General features: G+C 38.1%; 17 protein-coding genes. 9 read left to right on the top strand and 8 right to left on the bottom strand.

Annotation, left to right across the window (positions count from 1 at the left end; translation table 11 throughout):
• Window positions 1-848 precede the first annotated feature (848 nt).
• From ACOQON_RS07750 to ACOQON_RS07735, 4 genes are read right to left on the bottom strand one after another with little or no spacing between them, the layout of a single operon-like run.
• Window positions 849-1,337: a hypothetical protein gene (locus tag ACOQON_RS07750; protein WP_420578352.1), complete on the bottom strand. Its 489-nt coding sequence runs from the start codon at window positions 1,335-1,337 to the stop codon at window positions 849-851.
• A gap of 3 nt (window positions 1,338-1,340) precedes the next feature.
• Window positions 1,341-2,468 carry an ImmA/IrrE family metallo-endopeptidase gene (locus ACOQON_RS07745; protein ID WP_420578351.1) on the bottom strand — a complete coding sequence of 376 codons (1,128 nt, stop codon included), beginning with the start codon at window positions 2,466-2,468 and terminating at the stop codon, window positions 1,341-1,343.
• Window positions 2,469-3,035, bottom strand: a complete 567-nt coding sequence (locus ACOQON_RS07740; RefSeq protein WP_420578350.1) for a hypothetical protein — start codon at window positions 3,033-3,035, stop codon at window positions 2,469-2,471.
• Window positions 3,036-3,041: 6 nt separating this feature from the next.
• Entirely contained in the window at window positions 3,042-3,794 is a 753-nt protein-coding gene (locus ACOQON_RS07735) for an iron-containing redox enzyme family protein (RefSeq protein WP_420578349.1), read from the bottom strand.
• Window positions 3,795-4,022: 228 nt separating this feature from the next.
• Here ACOQON_RS07735 and ACOQON_RS07730 point away from each other — a divergent pair, with 228 nt between their 5' ends.
• From ACOQON_RS07730 to ACOQON_RS07700, 7 genes are all read left to right on the top strand, one after another.
• Complete coding sequence (locus ACOQON_RS07730; protein WP_420578348.1) at window positions 4,023-5,366, top strand: hypothetical protein; 1,344 nt, start codon at window positions 4,023-4,025, stop codon at window positions 5,364-5,366.
• A 14-nt stretch (window positions 5,367-5,380) separates the two neighbouring features.
• Entirely contained in the window at window positions 5,381-7,420 is a 2,040-nt protein-coding gene (locus ACOQON_RS07725; RefSeq protein WP_420578347.1) for a hypothetical protein, read from the top strand.
• Window positions 7,421-7,777 (top strand): hypothetical protein, encoded by a 357-nt coding sequence (locus ACOQON_RS07720; protein WP_420578346.1) that lies wholly within the window; start codon window positions 7,421-7,423, stop codon window positions 7,775-7,777. It begins immediately after the preceding gene.
• Complete coding sequence (locus tag ACOQON_RS07715) at window positions 7,761-8,651, top strand: hypothetical protein (protein WP_420578345.1); 891 nt, start codon at window positions 7,761-7,763, stop codon at window positions 8,649-8,651. Before ACOQON_RS07720 ends, ACOQON_RS07715 begins: the two co-directional genes overlap by 17 nt.
• Before the next feature lie 143 nt (window positions 8,652-8,794).
• Window positions 8,795-9,145 carry a hypothetical protein gene (locus ACOQON_RS07710; protein WP_420578344.1) on the top strand — a complete coding sequence of 117 codons (351 nt, stop codon included), beginning with the start codon at window positions 8,795-8,797 and terminating at the stop codon, window positions 9,143-9,145.
• 360 nt (window positions 9,146-9,505) lie between these two features.
• Complete coding sequence (locus ACOQON_RS07705) at window positions 9,506-10,153, top strand: hypothetical protein (RefSeq protein ID WP_420578343.1); 648 nt, start codon at window positions 9,506-9,508, stop codon at window positions 10,151-10,153.
• Between the two features lie 12 nt (window positions 10,154-10,165).
• Complete coding sequence (locus ACOQON_RS07700; RefSeq protein WP_420578342.1) at window positions 10,166-10,468, top strand: hypothetical protein; 303 nt, start codon at window positions 10,166-10,168, stop codon at window positions 10,466-10,468.
• Between the two features lie 618 nt (window positions 10,469-11,086).
• Here ACOQON_RS07700 and ACOQON_RS07695 read toward each other — a convergent pair.
• Window positions 11,087-11,401, bottom strand: coding sequence for a type II toxin-antitoxin system RelE/ParE family toxin (locus ACOQON_RS07695; RefSeq protein ID WP_420578341.1), 315 nt, complete (start codon window positions 11,399-11,401; stop codon window positions 11,087-11,089).
• Complete coding sequence (locus ACOQON_RS07690; RefSeq protein WP_420578340.1) at window positions 11,383-11,625, bottom strand: hypothetical protein; 243 nt, start codon at window positions 11,623-11,625, stop codon at window positions 11,383-11,385. Before ACOQON_RS07690 ends, ACOQON_RS07695 begins: the two co-directional genes overlap by 19 nt.
• 417 nt (window positions 11,626-12,042) lie before the next feature.
• Here ACOQON_RS07690 and ACOQON_RS07685 point away from each other — a divergent pair, with 417 nt between their 5' ends.
• On the top strand, window positions 12,043-13,287 hold the full coding sequence (locus ACOQON_RS07685; protein WP_420578339.1) for a cation:proton antiporter: 1,245 nt from the start codon (window positions 12,043-12,045) through the stop codon (window positions 13,285-13,287).
• A 110-nt stretch (window positions 13,288-13,397) separates the two neighbouring features.
• Here the strand turns inward: ACOQON_RS07685 and ACOQON_RS07680 are convergent, their stop codons facing one another.
• A complete protein-coding gene (locus ACOQON_RS07680) occupies window positions 13,398-13,712 on the bottom strand; it encodes a hypothetical protein (protein ID WP_420578338.1) in 315 nt (104 codons plus the stop codon).
• Between the two features lie 346 nt (window positions 13,713-14,058).
• Between ACOQON_RS07680 and ACOQON_RS07675 the strand changes: the two genes are divergently transcribed.
• Window positions 14,059-14,649, top strand: a complete 591-nt coding sequence (locus tag ACOQON_RS07675) for an EF-hand domain-containing protein (RefSeq protein ID WP_420578337.1) — start codon at window positions 14,059-14,061, stop codon at window positions 14,647-14,649.
• A 354-nt stretch (window positions 14,650-15,003) separates the two neighbouring features.
• Here the strand turns inward: ACOQON_RS07675 and ACOQON_RS07670 are convergent, their stop codons facing one another.
• A complete protein-coding gene (locus tag ACOQON_RS07670; protein WP_420578336.1) occupies window positions 15,004-18,090 on the bottom strand; it encodes a Tn3 family transposase in 3,087 nt (1,028 codons plus the stop codon).
• Window positions 18,091-18,102 lie beyond the last annotated feature (12 nt).

Genomic DNA, 18,102 nt, shown 5'->3' with positions numbered 1-18,102 from the left:
TAAATTATATAACAATACTAGTGATTTGCAGTTTGTGAGCTTTAGCGAACAATTAACATAAAATCAGATATGTAATGTGCGGCTGGTCAGTTACATATCGATAATGATTTTATGTTGAAAGCAAATCACGGTAATCAGAATCCTGCTCTTGAATGTAAAAGCAAATCACAGCCAGTACACGAACCCATTGTTATATAATGATATTATGTCTGCGCTCATTCTTCGCTTGCCCTCGCCACGGCGCTCGGGTAAATTATCTCCGCGAGCCAACGCTCCTGGACGTACACTGGTTCAGTGTTCCTTATGATGTTGTTATATAATTAGCTGTTATATTAAATAGCCGCTCGGCCAGCGCACGATCCAATCGCACGCCTTGCCCTGACCAAGCGCCTATTAATTGCTTTCAGCCCACGCGCCTCCAGCTAAGGCTGGATATTGGCCATTCAACAGCAAGAGAATTCCAGGCAATTGTGATGTACTATTTTACAATATTCGATCAATCGTACAGGATCAATTCATCTACACGATTCTCAGGCGTTAGAAAATTGCCTGTGATACACTTGCTTTTCCCAACGCTCTCTGTCCTCAGCGTTCATCACCAGAATGTCATTCATGAGGTTATCAAAGAATTCATTTGACTCTTATGGCAAAATCAGAATGGCTCACGGATTAATCTTTCTCTTATCTGTGTTCGCATTGCCCTCGTGCCGGGCTGGCACTTCCTTTTTTCATTGATAAAAAAGGAAGCAAAAAATCTAGACAGAATAAAGCTTCCACCCACTGCCCAACGCATGGCCCGCTATTCTGTCAGGCCAACGCTCCTGCATGTTTAATCAAAACAATCATGGTTAGCAGAACTCATCTTTTTTATAATCTGGTAGAAAACCACCAGAAACCTTCATAAAAACATATCTTTCAAAAGCTTCTGAGCAATTAAAAACATTCTTTTCTACTAGCCTTTTGAGTAAAAAAATTGAACCAATCACCCTATTTCTTCCTATCTCTTTTATACCGCTTGATCGAGCCTTTTTATCATCAGATGCCATTCGATAGCCAAATTTTCTAGAGATACATAAGCATTCTGTTTCCCCATCGCCTAATCCGTACTTGTCGAGCATTGATCGATATTCTTCTATGGTAACAACATCTTCACCAACTCTACTCAATAAACCTTTTGAAATCATTTCATCCAGAATACTTCCATCCTTATACTGGGTGAATTCATCATAAACAATTGGTCCTATGTGGAAATTAATCCCTTCAAGATTTAATACTTCTTCAAGAATATCACCATTGATAATGTTGATTAAACTACAATTATCAAGAATAACATCCATTTATCAAGCGTTGTATGGGGCGTTGTGAAACATCAAATCCCGAACTGGAATTGAAAGAATTTCAGAAGCCTTGCCAATAGATAGTTGACCCTTTGAAATCTTATTAATAGCTGAATCTACAAGGTGCCTTGATACTTTAGGAAAATTAACTGCAGGTCTTTTGGGTAAACCAAGCTCGTCTGCTCGTTTTTCAGGACTTCCATAGTCTTTTTTGATTTCAGAATAGAGTGAATGAGTACTGCCTTTAGGAAATAATCCTAAATCTTCGCATCTCCTTCCTGCTACCTCGAAACTTACCCCATAAATTCTGCTTAACAATAGGATTTCTGCATCACCAATATTGTCGTCTAAGATGTTTCTTCGTTCTCTGATTTTTTTTAAGGTAATCCCTACGCCAGCTTTCGGTAATAGCAACGCTGATGCAAAAGCATTTGAAAAAAACTCCTCCTTCTTTCTGCTTTTATCAGTCAAATTCAATTTTATCTCCTTGTCAAATTTTGCATAGTTTCCACTCTCTAAATGATGCGACAAAATATGACCCAATTCGTGTGCTAGGGTAAATAGCATTCTAGTTGAATGCCTTGGTGAAACAAATATGAAGGGTATGCCTTGTACTATAGCCGAGGCTCCATCAACACTGTTACCAAGTTCCTTTATATGGACAATTATTCTTAATTCCTGCGAAAGTATTTCAGGTAAATTGAGAATCGGACTCACCTGATCATTATTGAAAAACTTTAATCTAAATAAGCTTGAAAGATATTCTGCTCCTTCTAAATTGTTCTCAACCCGTGGAAAGGTTTTCTGAAATAATTCTAATAAGTTTTCACCTTCCAAAAGGTCGATGCTATTTCCGATAAAATAAGAAAATTGGCCAGAGAAAAAGTCAGCATTACGCTCACCTATGGCATCACGGAAAAGAACATTGATTTCATCAAATTTATCATTCTCAGAAAGCAAAAAAGAAACTGATTTATCAAAAACAGCTGAAAGCCTTCTGACTTCAGAGAGACTTGCTACCGATTTGTTCTCAATTATACTCTGAAGTCTTTCAACTGGTATTTTTGACTTCTTTGAGACTTTATCAATTGAATTCTTAGAATGTTGTAAATGAAAGATTAAGTTTTGCATTTACTTTAATTTGATTTTATCCATCCAGTTAATTAGCTGATCAATTTGTTTTTCGTTCATTTTTCTAAATCTTCCAATAACTCCGAAAACAGAATCACCATCTTTCTGAAAAATGTCCTTCAGAATATCTAAGGTTTCTTCTCTTGCCCTCTTAATTTCATCCTCTTCATTTATAAAAATTGGGTCTTTACCTAAAATATAGTTATCCAGTCTTTTCTCATAATTGCTATGATAATCATAATCTAAATGGTTTCCTTCTGAGTCGATTATAATATTACCCCTGAAAGTCCCATCATCTTTTTTCTTAAGCTGATTTTGTGGATAATCATTCAGAGCAGTTAAAGCATCAATTTTTTTGTCAACTTGAAAACCTCCGACTACATATTGTTTTAAGCTAGTCACTCTTCCACTTATATTAAATATGTAATCATTTTTATCCACAAACCTCCTTATATTCGGCATGCATGCACCCATGGTAACAACTTCTTTGTCATATATGGGATCGGTCAAAGTGAAACCATTACCAGGATCCGCACCTTGATACATAGTATATATATAACCTTTCATATCTAATTATTTTCCATTCCAATATTCTAAATCTCCAGTTATTGCCTGAAGCATTCCATCATAGTGCAAACTAGTTGCGACAAATGCATCTCTAACGCTACTTATAACAACATCTAATCCATGTAACTTGATTACTTCATCAGTAACCTGTAAAGCTCTTGACGCATGTTCTTGGTCCATCGGTCCGTGAAGTTCATATGTTTCTACTGAATGTCGATCAAATCCATAAATATTTACATATGCATCAAATATTTTGGGAGATACTTGTGAATAGAAGTATTCCACTGCACCTGCACCAAGAATGTGGCAACCAGCACCTCTATCAGATATGTTTGTATATAAAGATATTGCAGCAATATTGGCTGGAGTATTTTTTAGAGTCTTTAAGTCTTCATTTTTATACCCATTATCAAGTAACATCCTTTTGATCAAATCTAAGTGAGTTGGAGTGCCATCCTTCTCGGTACATTCTTCGAGATAAGTATCTATAATAGATTCCCAGAGGGTCTCACTTATTGCAAGACACTTCTCCATAGCATCTTTCCTAAGCTTTTGACCCTCCTTTGTTCTTAAATAATGTTGTGATTCTGCAAGCAGAATCTCCTTCTTAGTGAATTTACCTTCCAAAACCCCCTTCCATAAAGGATGTTTGTGAAATGGAAGTTTATCATATTCATCCAGTAGAAGTACTTGAGTCTCACTCAATTCGTTTCTATAAGAATAATCAATCATTCTGTCAATATTTTTCACAGAGATCATTGCTAATATTTTTAGCTAATTTACATAAATAACTAAAATTATTATAAATATCTGTATTTCTTGTTTTTATGCGAGTAACTCATTAAGGTTTTTACAAGTTACTGAAAAAGTTAAAATCCCTCTTGGGAGGTAAATGCACAAAATCATTTTGTGCTATGAAATGTCATAATTAACCCATTTAAGCTATTGACTTTATCTAAAAGATAATGGTTCTTTACAGCCGGAACCATGCTCACCCGTTACATCTATATTTTAATACTTACCCTTCCCTCCTTTTGCTTTTCGCAAAATCCGGTAGCTTCATTTGATCTTCCTTATATCGATTTTACTTCGGAGGTTCAAAAGAAATATGCTCCACAGGTTCCTGTAGTAGACCCACTTCAAATGAACCAGTTTACAACCATGAATCAACGGCAAAGAAATGCTCAGATCATGGCAGAAGTTGATGCGCATGTCGCTACCGAACAAGCCAGGAAAGATCGGGTCAACAAACTCATTGATGATGCGGTTAACGCCATGCCTAAAATTCAATACGAAAGACGTGGACCAAACATTGAAGGCAGAGAACGCTTCTATGAAGCATTCAGCCAAATTGCTGAGATGCTTACTGACTCATCAAAGTTGGATTTAACAAAAGCGGTTTATCTCACAGAAGCCGCCTATAATCCTGACCTGTCATGGAAAAGTTATCAGGATGGCATTCAGAAAATGCTAACACACATTAGTTATAAACTGGAAAGCGATAACATCAAAGCAGATGATCAGGTAGCTCGCAACATGGCTCTTTTCAGTTTCTTCACAGATACGCTCACATATGATTATCCCAATGAAGGTCCTGTTACGTCTTACCCTCTGCTCTATGACTTTGATGACTTTTGGGGTCGTGAAGATGCAGCCAACCTATTTGTTTCCAAGCTAATGAACAAAGGTACTGGTCAGTGCCATTCCCTTCCCCTACTCTATTTGATTTTAGCAGAACAAACCGGAACGGATGCACACATGGCTTTGGCACCAAATCATTCATACATCAAGTTTCAGGATGAGTTTGGCAACTGGCACAATATGGAATTGACCAACCACTCTTTAACATCCGATCAATTCGTTCAAGCGTCCGGGTACATCACAGCAGAATCCATTCAGAACAAAATGTACATGCATCCGCTTACCAAAAAGGAAGTCATTGCTCAATGCCTGAGTGACCTGGCTATCTACTATTCCAAAAAGTTTGGGCAGGAACGTTTTGTATATGATGCAGCAAGATTCTCTTACGAGCACAATCAGAAAAGCATCACCCCTCATCAGCTCATCAACAATTACTATTACTACAACCTCAATTATGTGATTCATCAATACAAGCAGTACGGATTGACGAAAGAGCAATTCGAGCGTGATGAGAAGGCGCAACACATAAAGAATCAGCTAATTGGATCACAAAAGTTCATAGAGCGTGTGGGCTATCAGGATATGCCACCGGAACAGTATGAACGATGGCTTAACTCCGTGAAAGAGGAGCAGAACAAACAAAATCACAAAATCAAAATGCGAACCCTTATGGGTCAAATAGATAATTAACTACTTTTAAAGTCATGAACCGTTCACTTACATTAATCACCTTGCTCTTACCAATAGTGTTGCTAGCACAGCCACAAGTAGAAGCTCCCTATGAAAAAGCTTACAATGAAATCTCAGCTATGTTGGATGATGAGATTGATTACAGCTTCAAACGTGCAGTATTCAATTCAGAGAATGCCTTTTTCAACAACACGCTAGACTATGATGCCTTTCAGCAACAAATTGAAATCCTATCAGGAATTGCCAATTATGTAGCTCAGAATGGCACGCTGGAATATGATTATCCCGATCGGGATAAGATTGCCAAATACTGGGGCACGTTCATGACCTTGAAGCATCCACTTTCTATTCCACTTGACAGTAGCATGGTATATGAAAGTACTCCATTTGAGTACGATTTTGAGGACTTTAATGGAGATCAGGACTGGACGAAGATGTTCGTGACCAAGGCTTTGTTTACAAACTCCGGAAACTGCCATTCGCTTCCCTTTTTGTACAAGATCATTGTAGAGGAACTAGGAGAAGAAGCCTGGCTGGCAATGGCTCCTAACCATACCTATATCAAGCACCGATCCATGCAAAATGGAATGTATAACACGGAGCTTACCACAGGACATTTTCCAACTGATTCATGGATCATGGCATCTGGTTACATCAAGCTCGATGCAGTTGTCAACGCAGTGTACATGGATACACTTAGCAAGAAGGAATCAGTTGCAGTTACTTTGGTTGACCTGGCGCAAGGCTATAAAAAGAAATACGGAGAAAATCACAATCAGGAGTTTGTATTAAAGTGCTTGGATAAAGCACTAGAATACTATCCACAATATGTAAACGCCCTCATCCTAAAAGCAGAAATCCACAAAGGTCAATATGAGAACACCATGAATCAATACGGTGCAGATTCTCCTTCTGATTTATGGAACGATCCAACCTTAAAAGCTCAATTCGATCAAATACAAGCACAATACGCACACATCCATAAGCTAGGTTATCGCAAGATGCCAGATGATATGTACATGAACTGGCTACTGGATGTCGAAGAAAGAGATCAGGATGATAAATCAGAACGCACCACATTTGAAGCACCTCAACCTTTTGAAGACTATGGCTATAAGGTAAGAACCTTAACCCTCTCTAAAGGAAAGTATCAGGAGTTCTTTGATCAGGAAGAAACCACTGAGATTGGTTCAGTGGTATTCAACCGAATGACCAACTCCATTACACATTTTATTACCTATGATACCGTTCGTTCAGAGGCTACTTTGGAGCCGGAGATAATAAGCAGATGGATTTCTCCAGACCCGTTAGCTGAAGAGTTTTACTCTTGGAGTCCCTATAACTATGCTTACAATAACCCAATCAGGTATACTGATCCAGATGGACTAAGTCCTGAGGATCAAACTGGGTTAACAGATAGAGCCATGGAACAAATGGGTATCAAGACAGGTTACAATATATCTGTCAATAAGGAAACTGGAACTGCGACAATTATAAGAACAACAGTTTCAGGAGGTGGTCAACAAGACAATTCAGCTAACTTTGCAGTAACAACCTCAACCTTCAAAATAAACGCAGATGGTCAAGTTGATGACGTATCTCAATCAATAACTGGATATACAGCATCGGAGGATTCAGATGGAAATCTTGCCATCAGCGATGGTGTTGATTTGACTAATAGCGATAGTCATAAAGGTAAGTACCTAAACAATACAGCTAACAACGTTGAAGAAGCAAGGAGCTTAGTTAGTGACGACCCTGTTGTTTCTGCTTTTGAAAACGTAATGATGAATCAAAAGCAAAGAGCTATAGATGGAGATTTGCCTTACAAAAGGAATTCAGCTGGAGATATTGCAGAGAATGTAATAAACTTTGTTCTTGATGGCGCAGAAGGACTTTCGAATTGGACTGGGCCTGGCCAAGGTCCAATAACTCCACGATTAAAGGATGTTGATCATATAAGAAGCTATTACGTACCACTCAAGGATGTAAATAGTGCTGCTTCAAAATTTAACAGAGCTGCAAAAAAACCAGCAACCACAACTTATCACTAAATGAACTTCAGCCAATTGATACAAATAATTCGTGATCTTATTTCCGCAGGAAAGAAATTGAAGAAAAGCTCAAATATTGCCAATCAATTTCCTGACTATCAAAATCAATTAAGATCTACTGTATTGGCATTAGAATCTAAAGCTGACGATGATTTGATTGTGAATAGACTAAAAGCAATTGCATCAATGGAACCCAAAAAACTCACAATCCTAAATAGGTTAATTCTCTTCAAGTTCAGAGCTGACTACTTAAGTAATTGGAATGAGGTAGGGAAATATCTTTACTTCATTGATGAGGTAAACTTGCTTTTATCTGGAATATTGAAATCTTTGGTAGTAGATGAAATGGAGCCTTAGATTATTTATAATCCTCATAATATTCCTATCAATTGGATTCCTACTCAAGGAATGGTTTTCATACGAAAAGATTGAACTGGGAGGAAATATAGCAGGAGTTCGCTATAACGATGATGTTGGATTCTATCCAAAAGTCCTCTTAGAGGGTACGCATAGAATTCTAAAAGATGATACAGTGATAATATATCATCTAAATCCGATTGTCATAGATGATTACATTGAAGCTAAATTTTATGATGGGTCTGTAGGCAAAGTTTATTTCAAGATGAAAATGAAGATTAGAGCTGACAGCCTTCCAAAGCTACATTACAACTATGGGGAGTTATTTACAAAAAGATTTCTAGAACCAACTACCTATTACACAATTAGAAAATTCACGGATCAAATACCAAAGGAAGATTCGCTATTAGGACAAAGTTTGCCTGAGAAAATAAGACAGTCTGAGATAGCTTCATATTTTTGGATTGATACCCTAGCATTCTCTCTCTATGAGATTGACAAGCCAAAATCAATAACTGGTTATTGGACTATTGATAAAATGCCGTTCAGCTTTGTCCAAATTCCTTCTTATTGTGATAAAATCAAATTGGGAGACATACTTTATTTTGACCCTAATCAAATGAAGGTATTCAGTAAGGATTCTATAGCACCATGTGGTGAGTATGGGATAAGTATTAGAAACGACAACATTTCGATCTATGAACACGATATGGTTATGTCTGCCTCATTTGAATTGGATTCAAACAGACTAAGCATATCATCAAAAAATCTTTTTAATTGGCAAAAATCAATCTCTGACTTAAGCATCTATGACTCTCTATTAGTAAACGGTATCACTCTCCATCTTAAGCGCCAAGATAACAGTGTTAGATAGATTTAAGTATGAGATTCACGTTAACATCATTAGTCGTTCTAGTAACTCTCTTACAAGTCAAGTGTCAAAGTCTCGATTCCTTAGAAAACGATTCGTTATATAGCAAAAAGCACTATAATGTTTTTAAGAAGAGTCTAAAGAAGTTGGTCAAGACAGAATTTGAAGAAATTGCTATTGGCGATTCCATATGGATTCCTCTATCCATTACAAAATCAGGAAATGATATCAGTTATGGAGTTATATCCAATTGGTCAGATTACCCAGAACTACCAACATTTAGCATAGTAGATTCAGCACATTATAATATTGATTGTCTGGTTTTCGGTACGATAAAAAAGAAAGAAAAAGATCGTGGACTATTTTCAGTTCATGTATTGGTAGATGGGAATGTTTGTGGCTATGAAGAACTCGGAGGAAAATACTATTCTCCAATTAAAAATGGGAATTTGTTTGAGCATCACTTGATGTCATTTTGGTTCTTTGTACATAAATAATACTGAGCGTTCCCTGCGGGACGGGCTATCCGCGCTACACGGTAGCTTGCTCCTATCCCTAACGCAAAATGTCCACTTTAAAAGGGAAAGAACACGCTCAAATTGTACAATAACATACTTAGCAAGTGAAACTTGATGCTCAGGTAGTGAAAATGCATACTCATTCGGGGAAGCCCATACTTAGCAAGGGAAACTGCATACTTTATAGGGGAAAATCAATACTTCAGTGGGGAAAGAGCGTACTTAACGGGCGAATATCTATACTCAAGAGGTACAAATTGGTACTTTATTTGTACTTACGCATACCTCAATTCGTTATTACTTTTATATTTAAACCATTATTCACCAAACATAATTATTATGGCAAGAAAAACACTCACCGAAAAACTTGAATTAGCAAGACTGCTCATCTTCAACAGCAAAGATCCTGAAGTAGCTCCCCTACTGGATGCTATGGGTATAGATACAGCCTATATAGATCAGGGAGAAGCTCTTTACGATGAGACGACCCAGTTAGTGGATGATCAAAAGAAGGAATATCAGGAACAGAGTCTTGCTTATGACAAGTTTTACCTTGAGAAAGATGATGCAGAATCAGATTATAATCGAACATTGAAACTAGTAAAAGTCCTATCCAGAAATGATAAAGACTTACAGAATAGATTAGGTCTACAGGCTGGCAGAGTCTATGCAATTGAAGAATGGATTGAAAGCGCAGTAGACTTTTATAACAGGCTTTTAAATGAAGCTGATTTCCTCACAAAACTTGGAAACTTCAAAGTAACAACTGAGCAACTAAATGCTGAGAAAACAGCAATCGAAAACCTCAAGCAACTTCGTAATGAAGCAACTGCTGAGAAAGGACAAGCTCAGGAAGCTACTCGTCTCAGAAATGAAAAGCTAGATGAGTTGGATGACTATACAACAGAGTTAAAAGCTATCGCAGAATTAGCCCTTGAAGGTCAACCACAGTTGTTAGAAAAACTCGGTATAATTGTTAGATCATAAAAATGTACTATTATGGATATGGAGTACGAAAATTTGGTGAGGAGAGCTTTTGGAAATGTTGGAAGGTGGGGTGATCCTCTTGGTTTAGCGAATGCAGATGTGTATAGGCATGGTGGAGAAGATAGTCATAGACTAATTTTTGGCATCTCCTATGCTCTTAAAAAAGTTATCAAAGATAGTGATCCCAATAATTTGGATTTAGCACATTCTCTTGATGCTTTGGACAATAGTTTATGGGAGAACCAATCAGTAGATAATATTAATCGGGTAATTACTGAAGCCACTGAATTGCTTGATCAGCATAATATAAGATAAATGAATTTGTGTGGGAGATAGTCAGCGCTAGTCTTCCACACACATTTGTCATCCCCGCAATTCCCTACTTAATCCAAGATGCCAAAAGAGTGTTCCAGTCCCTTCCCTCCTTTTCCGTATAATTTCCATCCCTTCCTGAAAGCATTAATCCCCTCCCTCGAACCAACGCTGATTTAACATAACACAGGACATTATATAACAATACTAGTGATTTGCTGTTTGTGAGCTTTAGCGAACAATTAACATAAAATCAGATATGTAATGTGTGAATGCCTGTGCGTCTGGTTAGTTACATATCGGTTACGATTTTATGTTGAAAGCAAATCACGACAATCAGAATCCTGCTCTTAAATCTAAAAGCAAATCACAGCCAGTACTCGAACCCATTGTTATATAATGATATTATGTCTGCGCTCATTCTTCGCTTGCCCTCGCCACGGCGCTCGGGTAAATTATCTCCACGTGCCATCGCTCCTGGACGTAGACTGGTTCACTGCAACCAATCATGTTGTTATATAATATTAACATAACGCAGGCCATTATGTAACGAGCTGGCGCTCGTTAAACATAATAATGTTATGCCTAAATAGCATGAACGATGAGCATCGTCTCATATTGCTATTTAGTCTTTTTTAATGCTTCAAGTAACTTTTTCGGATCTTGACGATTATCCCAGAAAGCAGTAATGATTATTTCTTTGGAATTGAACTTATAGAAAATACTGAAATGCCCCATTGATGCAACACGAGTATCTGGAAAATCAGCTTCTCTGAAAATCTTAGGGTTTCTGGCGATTAATTCAGTTTTCAAATTACTGGCTTTGAGAAGTTTTAAAGAATAAGAATTTGATTTATTGTGATCGACCCAGTACTCTAAAATATTTCTTCTCTGCCTGGCTGCAGTTTGTGTCCAGACTATTTTTCTTTTAGCCATTGAAGCTCCTGCTTATTGAGTAAGTCCTGATCAATCATTTTTCCATTTTGAATATCATCTTCACTCATAGTCAACAAGATCTTTTGTTCTTCAGTAATAGGGATTTTATCATGCTCAACATTGGATGATTTGATCATTTTTTCGAGAGCCTGCAGATATTGAGAGTTGTCAATTGACATCAAACTATCAATCACACGATTTCTTATTTCGTTTAATGTGGCCATATGTAAAGATATTTAAATTCTTTGGTTTTAGTTCCGCACACATTCACCTTTTACTTACCCTCTTACCCACCCTGAAAAAGCTGAAAGAGTGCTCGGTCCTACCAAGAAATGAAGTGATCGTTTTTGAAAGATGTTAGAGGCCTTCCCTAAACTATTAATCCCACCCTGAACCCAAGCTATATTAACATAACGCAGGCCATTTTCGGTCCGACGTTTCGGTAACATTGCTAGTGATTTGCGTATGCGCAGCATTTAGCATAAAATCAGCTATCGGATGTCAGTCCGATCAACGGCAATGATTTTATGTTAAAGCAAATCACGGCAAGCCACACGTACCCATTGTTATATAATGATTCGCATCTACGCTCAATTCACAAAGCTTTGACCAACCCGTGAATCTTTGTTTTCTTTACTGCCATGAGCATCTTCAACATCATCACGATCTTAATCATCCTGTCAGCAGTATTTGCATTTATTAATGCGCGGCTGCTCAGGCTTCCGTTCACCATCGGATTAATGGTCATCGCCATCGTTTTTACAGTGATTATAACTGTGCTCGGACACTTTCAGCCCTATGTGCTGGACGAGGCAAAAGTATTGATTCAGTCGATTGATTTTGAAACGGTATTGTTGGACATGATGCTCAGCTTCTTACTGTTTGCAGGCGCATTGCATACCAAAGTAGATGCGCTCAGTCGGCAAAGAGGTCCCATCGCTCTATTCGCTACGATCGGCATTGTGATTTCCACTTTTTTGATCGGCACCCTGATGTACTACCTGTTTATGGCTTTTAGCTATCCCATCGATTACATCTACTGTCTGCTGTTTGGGGCGCTCATCTCTCCTACCGATCCCATTGCTGTATTAGGAATACTGAAGGACGCAAACGCACCTAAAAAACTGGAAACGAAAATCGTTGGCGAATCGCTTTTCAACGACGGTGTGGGTGTGGTTGTCTTTATCGTCCTATTCAAAATAGCCCAGGCAGGCATAGATTCCATGACTGTTGGAGACATCACCCTGCTCTTCGTCACAGAAGTGGTCGGAGGCGTTGCTTTAGGATTGATTTCCGGATGGGTGGCCTTTCTCTGCATGCGCATGATCAATCATTATGAAACAGAAGTATTGATCACCCTGGCGCTGGTGATGGGCATTACCGGCATTGCGCTTTACCTGCACGTATCCGCACCACTGGCAGTAGTGGTGGCCGGCCTTTTCCTGGGATACAAAGGGCCTGTTATTGCATGGTCAGAAAACACCCACCTGTATGTTGAGAAGTTCTGGGAGCTCATTGACGTGTTGCTCAATGCCGTTTTATTTGTCTTCATCGGATTAGAATTACTGATTGTCTCGATGAATGAGCGATACCTGATGTACGGGCTGCTGGCTATCCCCATAACGTTGGTTGTTCGGTACCTGGCACTCTCAGGACCTATCGCTTTATTTAAAAACAAATTGGATTTCATACCAAAAACCGCTCTAATGATGACCTGGGGTGGCATCCGTGGTGGCATTTCCATCGCGCTGGCTCTATCGCTGGAGTCGGGCATGCAGCGAGAGTTGTTCCTGACGATCACTTATGTCATTGTGGTCTTTTCAATCATCGGCCAGGGACTAACCATCGGACCGCTGGTGAAAAGAGTATTGAAGAAGTATACTTAATGACTTATCTATTAAAGGATTTTAAGCTTTTATGCGCCTGGCCAGCATCATATCATTGTAATGCCGGCCAGGCACGAAAGCTGATGTTTCCATCACAGCACTTACGGGGCTTAACCTTCAATAAGCTCAACTGAGATGGTTGAAGAGATTTTCAGATCAAGATTATTCGCTTTTGCATGCGCAATGATTCCTTTGATATCAGTCATGGCCTGTTTCAGCTCCTTTATCCGTATCGAGGAAGCTTCGTTATCTACGCCAAACCTTATATATGAACTGAAGTTTCTTCGTTCATGAAAATTGATCTTGGTCGAAAGCATGTGGCTCACAATATCTGCTGCGTCCTCCGCTTTAAATTCACCTCGAATGAGATCATGAGTGACTTCCTTTTCCAAAGTAGTACTTTCCATTTCGTTCATTAGCGTCATATCTGTATTTTTTGTTTCGGCAAATGTGCACCATCAAATGCATTAAATTTTATTTAATTTTATTATCGTTTATATAAATATCTATTAATGTATTACATCTGCAATCAATCCGGATCAATCATTAAAGACACTGAATATCAATGCATTACATAAGCCTGTTATAGATTCCTATTTAACTCCCTTCAGCGGCCACTAATCACTTGAAAAAATTTCAGAAGGCGTCCTATTATCCAATATCTGAATTTGAAATGGAGGTTTTTGTTGATATCCGAACCGACTCTCCTCTTATGCCTGAAAGTCTCGTTGCTCTTTTATAGATTAGGCCTTCAAAGTCTAATGAATCATCGTGCTGATTACTGATACCATACGTAAGTGGATGCTGTTCTTCTACCTGATGGATGCCAATAAAGATGGCGTCCTAGAACCTCGCGATTTTGATGAGCTCCTGCAGCGTCTGTATCAAACCCGAAAAGGACTCTTTAATCCCGCTGAAAAGCAGTATTTGAGGTATATGACCATCAAAAACTTTGATCGGCTGCTGATGGAGTCGGACGGCAAAGGACGAAAAATCACCATTCACGAATGGATACGTATTCTAAAACGATCCAATGAAGGTGAGGAGAAATCCCATTTCATTCGATGGTTTTCTGCTTCCGTAGTTCGTTTCCTTTTTGACCTGTGCGATCACAACAAGGACGGATACATTGATTTTGATGAGTTTGAAACATTGTATCAAATTCTGGGACTCAACAGAGGATCCATCATCAATGCATTTAAAGAACTGGATATAAATCGGGACGGGAAATTGAGTAAATCAGAGATGTATGAAGCCATCAACGATTATTTCTCCTCCAGCAATGCCACCATCAACAATCACATCTTCGGACAGGTACAAAACATCAACCCTGAATACCTGAGTAAGTTGGTGGTTGGGTAAATGGTAGGGTTCCTACTGTTGCTTTCGCTCAAGCCGCTCATCCCCTCGTGCCGGGGAGGCACCTACTTTTTCATTGCCAAAAAGTAGGCAAAAGTCTAGAAACCTTGAAAGCTATCCACCCACAAGCCTGACGCTGGCCCGCCAAGGTTTCGTTCCCCCGCGCCTTCATGATTTATAATATCGCACTGTCTTCGACAATGAAATTCACAACCCACACAATCCCCGGTACGGCGAAACACTCCCCTCTCCAATGTGGAGAGGGGTCGGGGGTGAGGTCATTCACGCTCCGTGGCCTTTGTGGTGGATTCGGTGCTAATGTTCATCGTATTGATAGTCAAGCACTTAATAGGTTTGTTAAATATTAAAATCAATCAATTTTTCAATTTCCATGCTGTCTTGAACACTTTTCCAAGGCTCAAAATCGTATTCCCCTTGAATATTTATGTGTCGCCAAGTCATTATTGAACCATTCTTAATCAATTCAATTGCTTCGGCATATTTCTCTTCATCTTCCTTTCGATCGATTAATTGCTTTGTCAATTCCAGGTAATTGAATAAGACTATTGAATTTTGAATTAAGTGTCTACAACTAATTGCCATTTCCTGTTCCTCCTTTAAAGCATATTTCAGTTCTTTATTATGACCATAAAATACAGCATTGGAAAAAAAATGTGATTGCTCGATTCTATTCAGGTCTTTTTCAGTATCCTGTCTCATTTCAACATCATTGATGTAGGTCAAAACAAATATCGACTTGTAAATTCTACCCAGTTCTTTAAGCGCTTGATGTAATCTGTTTTGATTAGAATATGACCCAAGTCTTTTAACAATTTGTGAGGGAGTTGACACCTTTCTTCGAAGAGAAACAAACAGTCTAATAATATCATCCCACTTATCGGACATCAAGGTCTCATTGATATATGTTCTTGCGCTTGGTAAAACTTGATAGCCTTTTTCAGAGTAAAATTTTTTGGATTTGGATTTGAATGTGTAAATCAATTGATCTTTCAAATTTTTGATCCTGGGTGTAAAGAATACTCCCAAACCGTTTATTAGTCCGAATACTATTTCAGTATAACCATGAGTATCAGTCGAGTGTTTAGCGCTTTGTACTTCGCCTCCAAGAAGCCCATCTAAAACATAAGTTGCCTCTCTGTCTTTGGAATCCAATACTAAGTTGTGGTAAAGCCTACTGAGATCGTCAATAAAACTATATGCAGATACCCCTTTTCCTGTACCATGATATTTTGGCGAGTAACTGGAGATTAATGAGGGCACAATAACATTGAATTTCTGACCATCACTTGACGTATGAAATTCATTCGATATTCTTCTATACATCTCCGGAACAGCTAGTTTTTCAATAAGCGAATTGACAATTGAAGATGCCTTATCGATATTTTCCTTATTGAAGTACCAATTAACAATACCAGATAACTTGTCGAAGGTAATTCCTTGAGAAACTTTCGCCATTCTTCTTATTCCCAGATTGCACCCTAGCGCCATAATTGCGGCAAAGAATAACTCATTTTCATACCTTTCTTTTCGAGTGTCTTTTATTTTGAAGTGTTCAAACGCTTCAAGAAAATTTGATGATTCGTTGGCTATTTCCAGTACCCTCCTTAGTGGAATAAGTTCTTCGCTTTCGAGGAGTGAAAGTATCCCCTCTTGAGCATCAATCTCCTTCTTAGGGGTTATAACTTTGAATTTACCATTTCCTCCAATACTTAAATAAGCATTTGTCTCAAGATTCTCATTTGCAATCTCGTACTTTTCATTAAGCTCTATTTTTAATCTAGACGAGAAGTCATCGAAATTTGACTCGATGCTTAGTTCAGAATCTTGGATATATTCATCCTTAGATTTCTTCCATTCTTCAGCAGGTATTAAATACTCTTCTATTGATCTGTATCTTTCTGAATTCACGAGGTTCAATGATCCAGAACTAATTTGCTCAGCAACTTCAATGCTGAATAAGACATCATAAAGTCGAGAATACGAATCTTGATCAACCTTCCTTAGAAGTTTTAACTTGCCTTTACTAAAAAGGTCTGTGGGCCGTTGCTCATTTTTATACTTCGGCGTTCTGTTTCGAAAATAATCAATCCCATTGATGATGAGGGCTTCACTAGTTTCAGGATTAAAATCAAGAATATTTATAATATCGAATACCCTATTCATAAGGGGCCGATGACCAGAAACATTTCTGTTGATGATCAACTTGTCTTTGAAATCTTTAGCAAGGCTTTGTTCAAGTTCCGCTGCCTGCTCTTCAAGTCGTTTGAGCTGCAAAGATTCGTTGTTCGAATCTGAGTCTAGTTCATTGAACATTTGTTTAATACGAATAATCTTATCATCTGAGTTTTTATCTTGCGAATAGACAATGTGGCGGACAGACTTGACCTGATCTGAGTATGATTTTACCAGATTTACAATATTTCTCGCATGTTCTAACTTAACTGGTGTGTTCGTTAAGAAATCTTTAGAAATTTTATTCTTGACTTCACTTTGAAATTCATTGGTACATTTAATCAATGTATCTACAAAGTAGTCCTGACGAATCCTATACTGATATGAAATGAATGAGAGTAAATAGAGATATTTCCGATTCGGATTATTCAGAGCCAGAAACTGAACATGTTTCGATTTTATAAGCCATTTAGCATAGTAATTAATAAGACGATCCGAGAGTTCTAATCTACTAAGTTGCGAAGAAAAATTCTGATAGAGATCTTGGATTATCATGAATTCGTTAACACTTGCTTTTATTTTTCTTGGAGCTATGGATTGTTCAGGTTCTTTGATTGTGGTTAATAGATATGGATTGGATGGAGATATTTCTTTATTTGGATCCTTAGCTGCAATCAACATATGATCAAGTTTTTCTTTCTGTTTTGTTGAGAGCATTCGGTCCAACCTCATAGTTAGCTGATCTTCGAATTGATTTATTGCAGAACTTATTGAGCGAGAGAGGACATAATATGAAGGGACAACCATTTTGGCACTCCTCAAAATTCCAACGAGCTCATATAAAATATCTTTGGGTTTTAGTGAAGTTAGTAATAGCCTTTTGAGTTCACCAGTGAACAAGCTATCCTTCGAATCGAACTCTGTTATCCCGTACTTGCTATAGATTTCTGAGCGATACTTACTTAAGGTTGAACGAGGGATATTCTTGAGCTTTAGTTCCCTTTTAACCGCAAGTTTTTTGCAAACGTAATCAACATCCTCAATACCAAATTTTGATGGATTATAGAATCTACCTGTTAGCAGAAAGTAACCTTCCAACAAAGAGTAGATTGCCAACAGATCTTTCCTTGGAATTTCATACCCTATAGATATTCTTTCGAAGAATATTTCATCGCGTATTTCTACACTTAGTTTGGGTGGTCTATCAAATGACTCAACCTCTTCCGCAGTAAGTATTGATATAATGGACATTCTGCTAGTCTC

The sequence above is a fragment of the Ekhidna sp. genome, from assembly GCF_965221965.1.
Classification (GTDB): Bacteria; Bacteroidota; Bacteroidia; order Cytophagales; family Cyclobacteriaceae; genus Ekhidna.
This window is presented reverse-complemented; position numbering and strand designations above follow the sequence as displayed.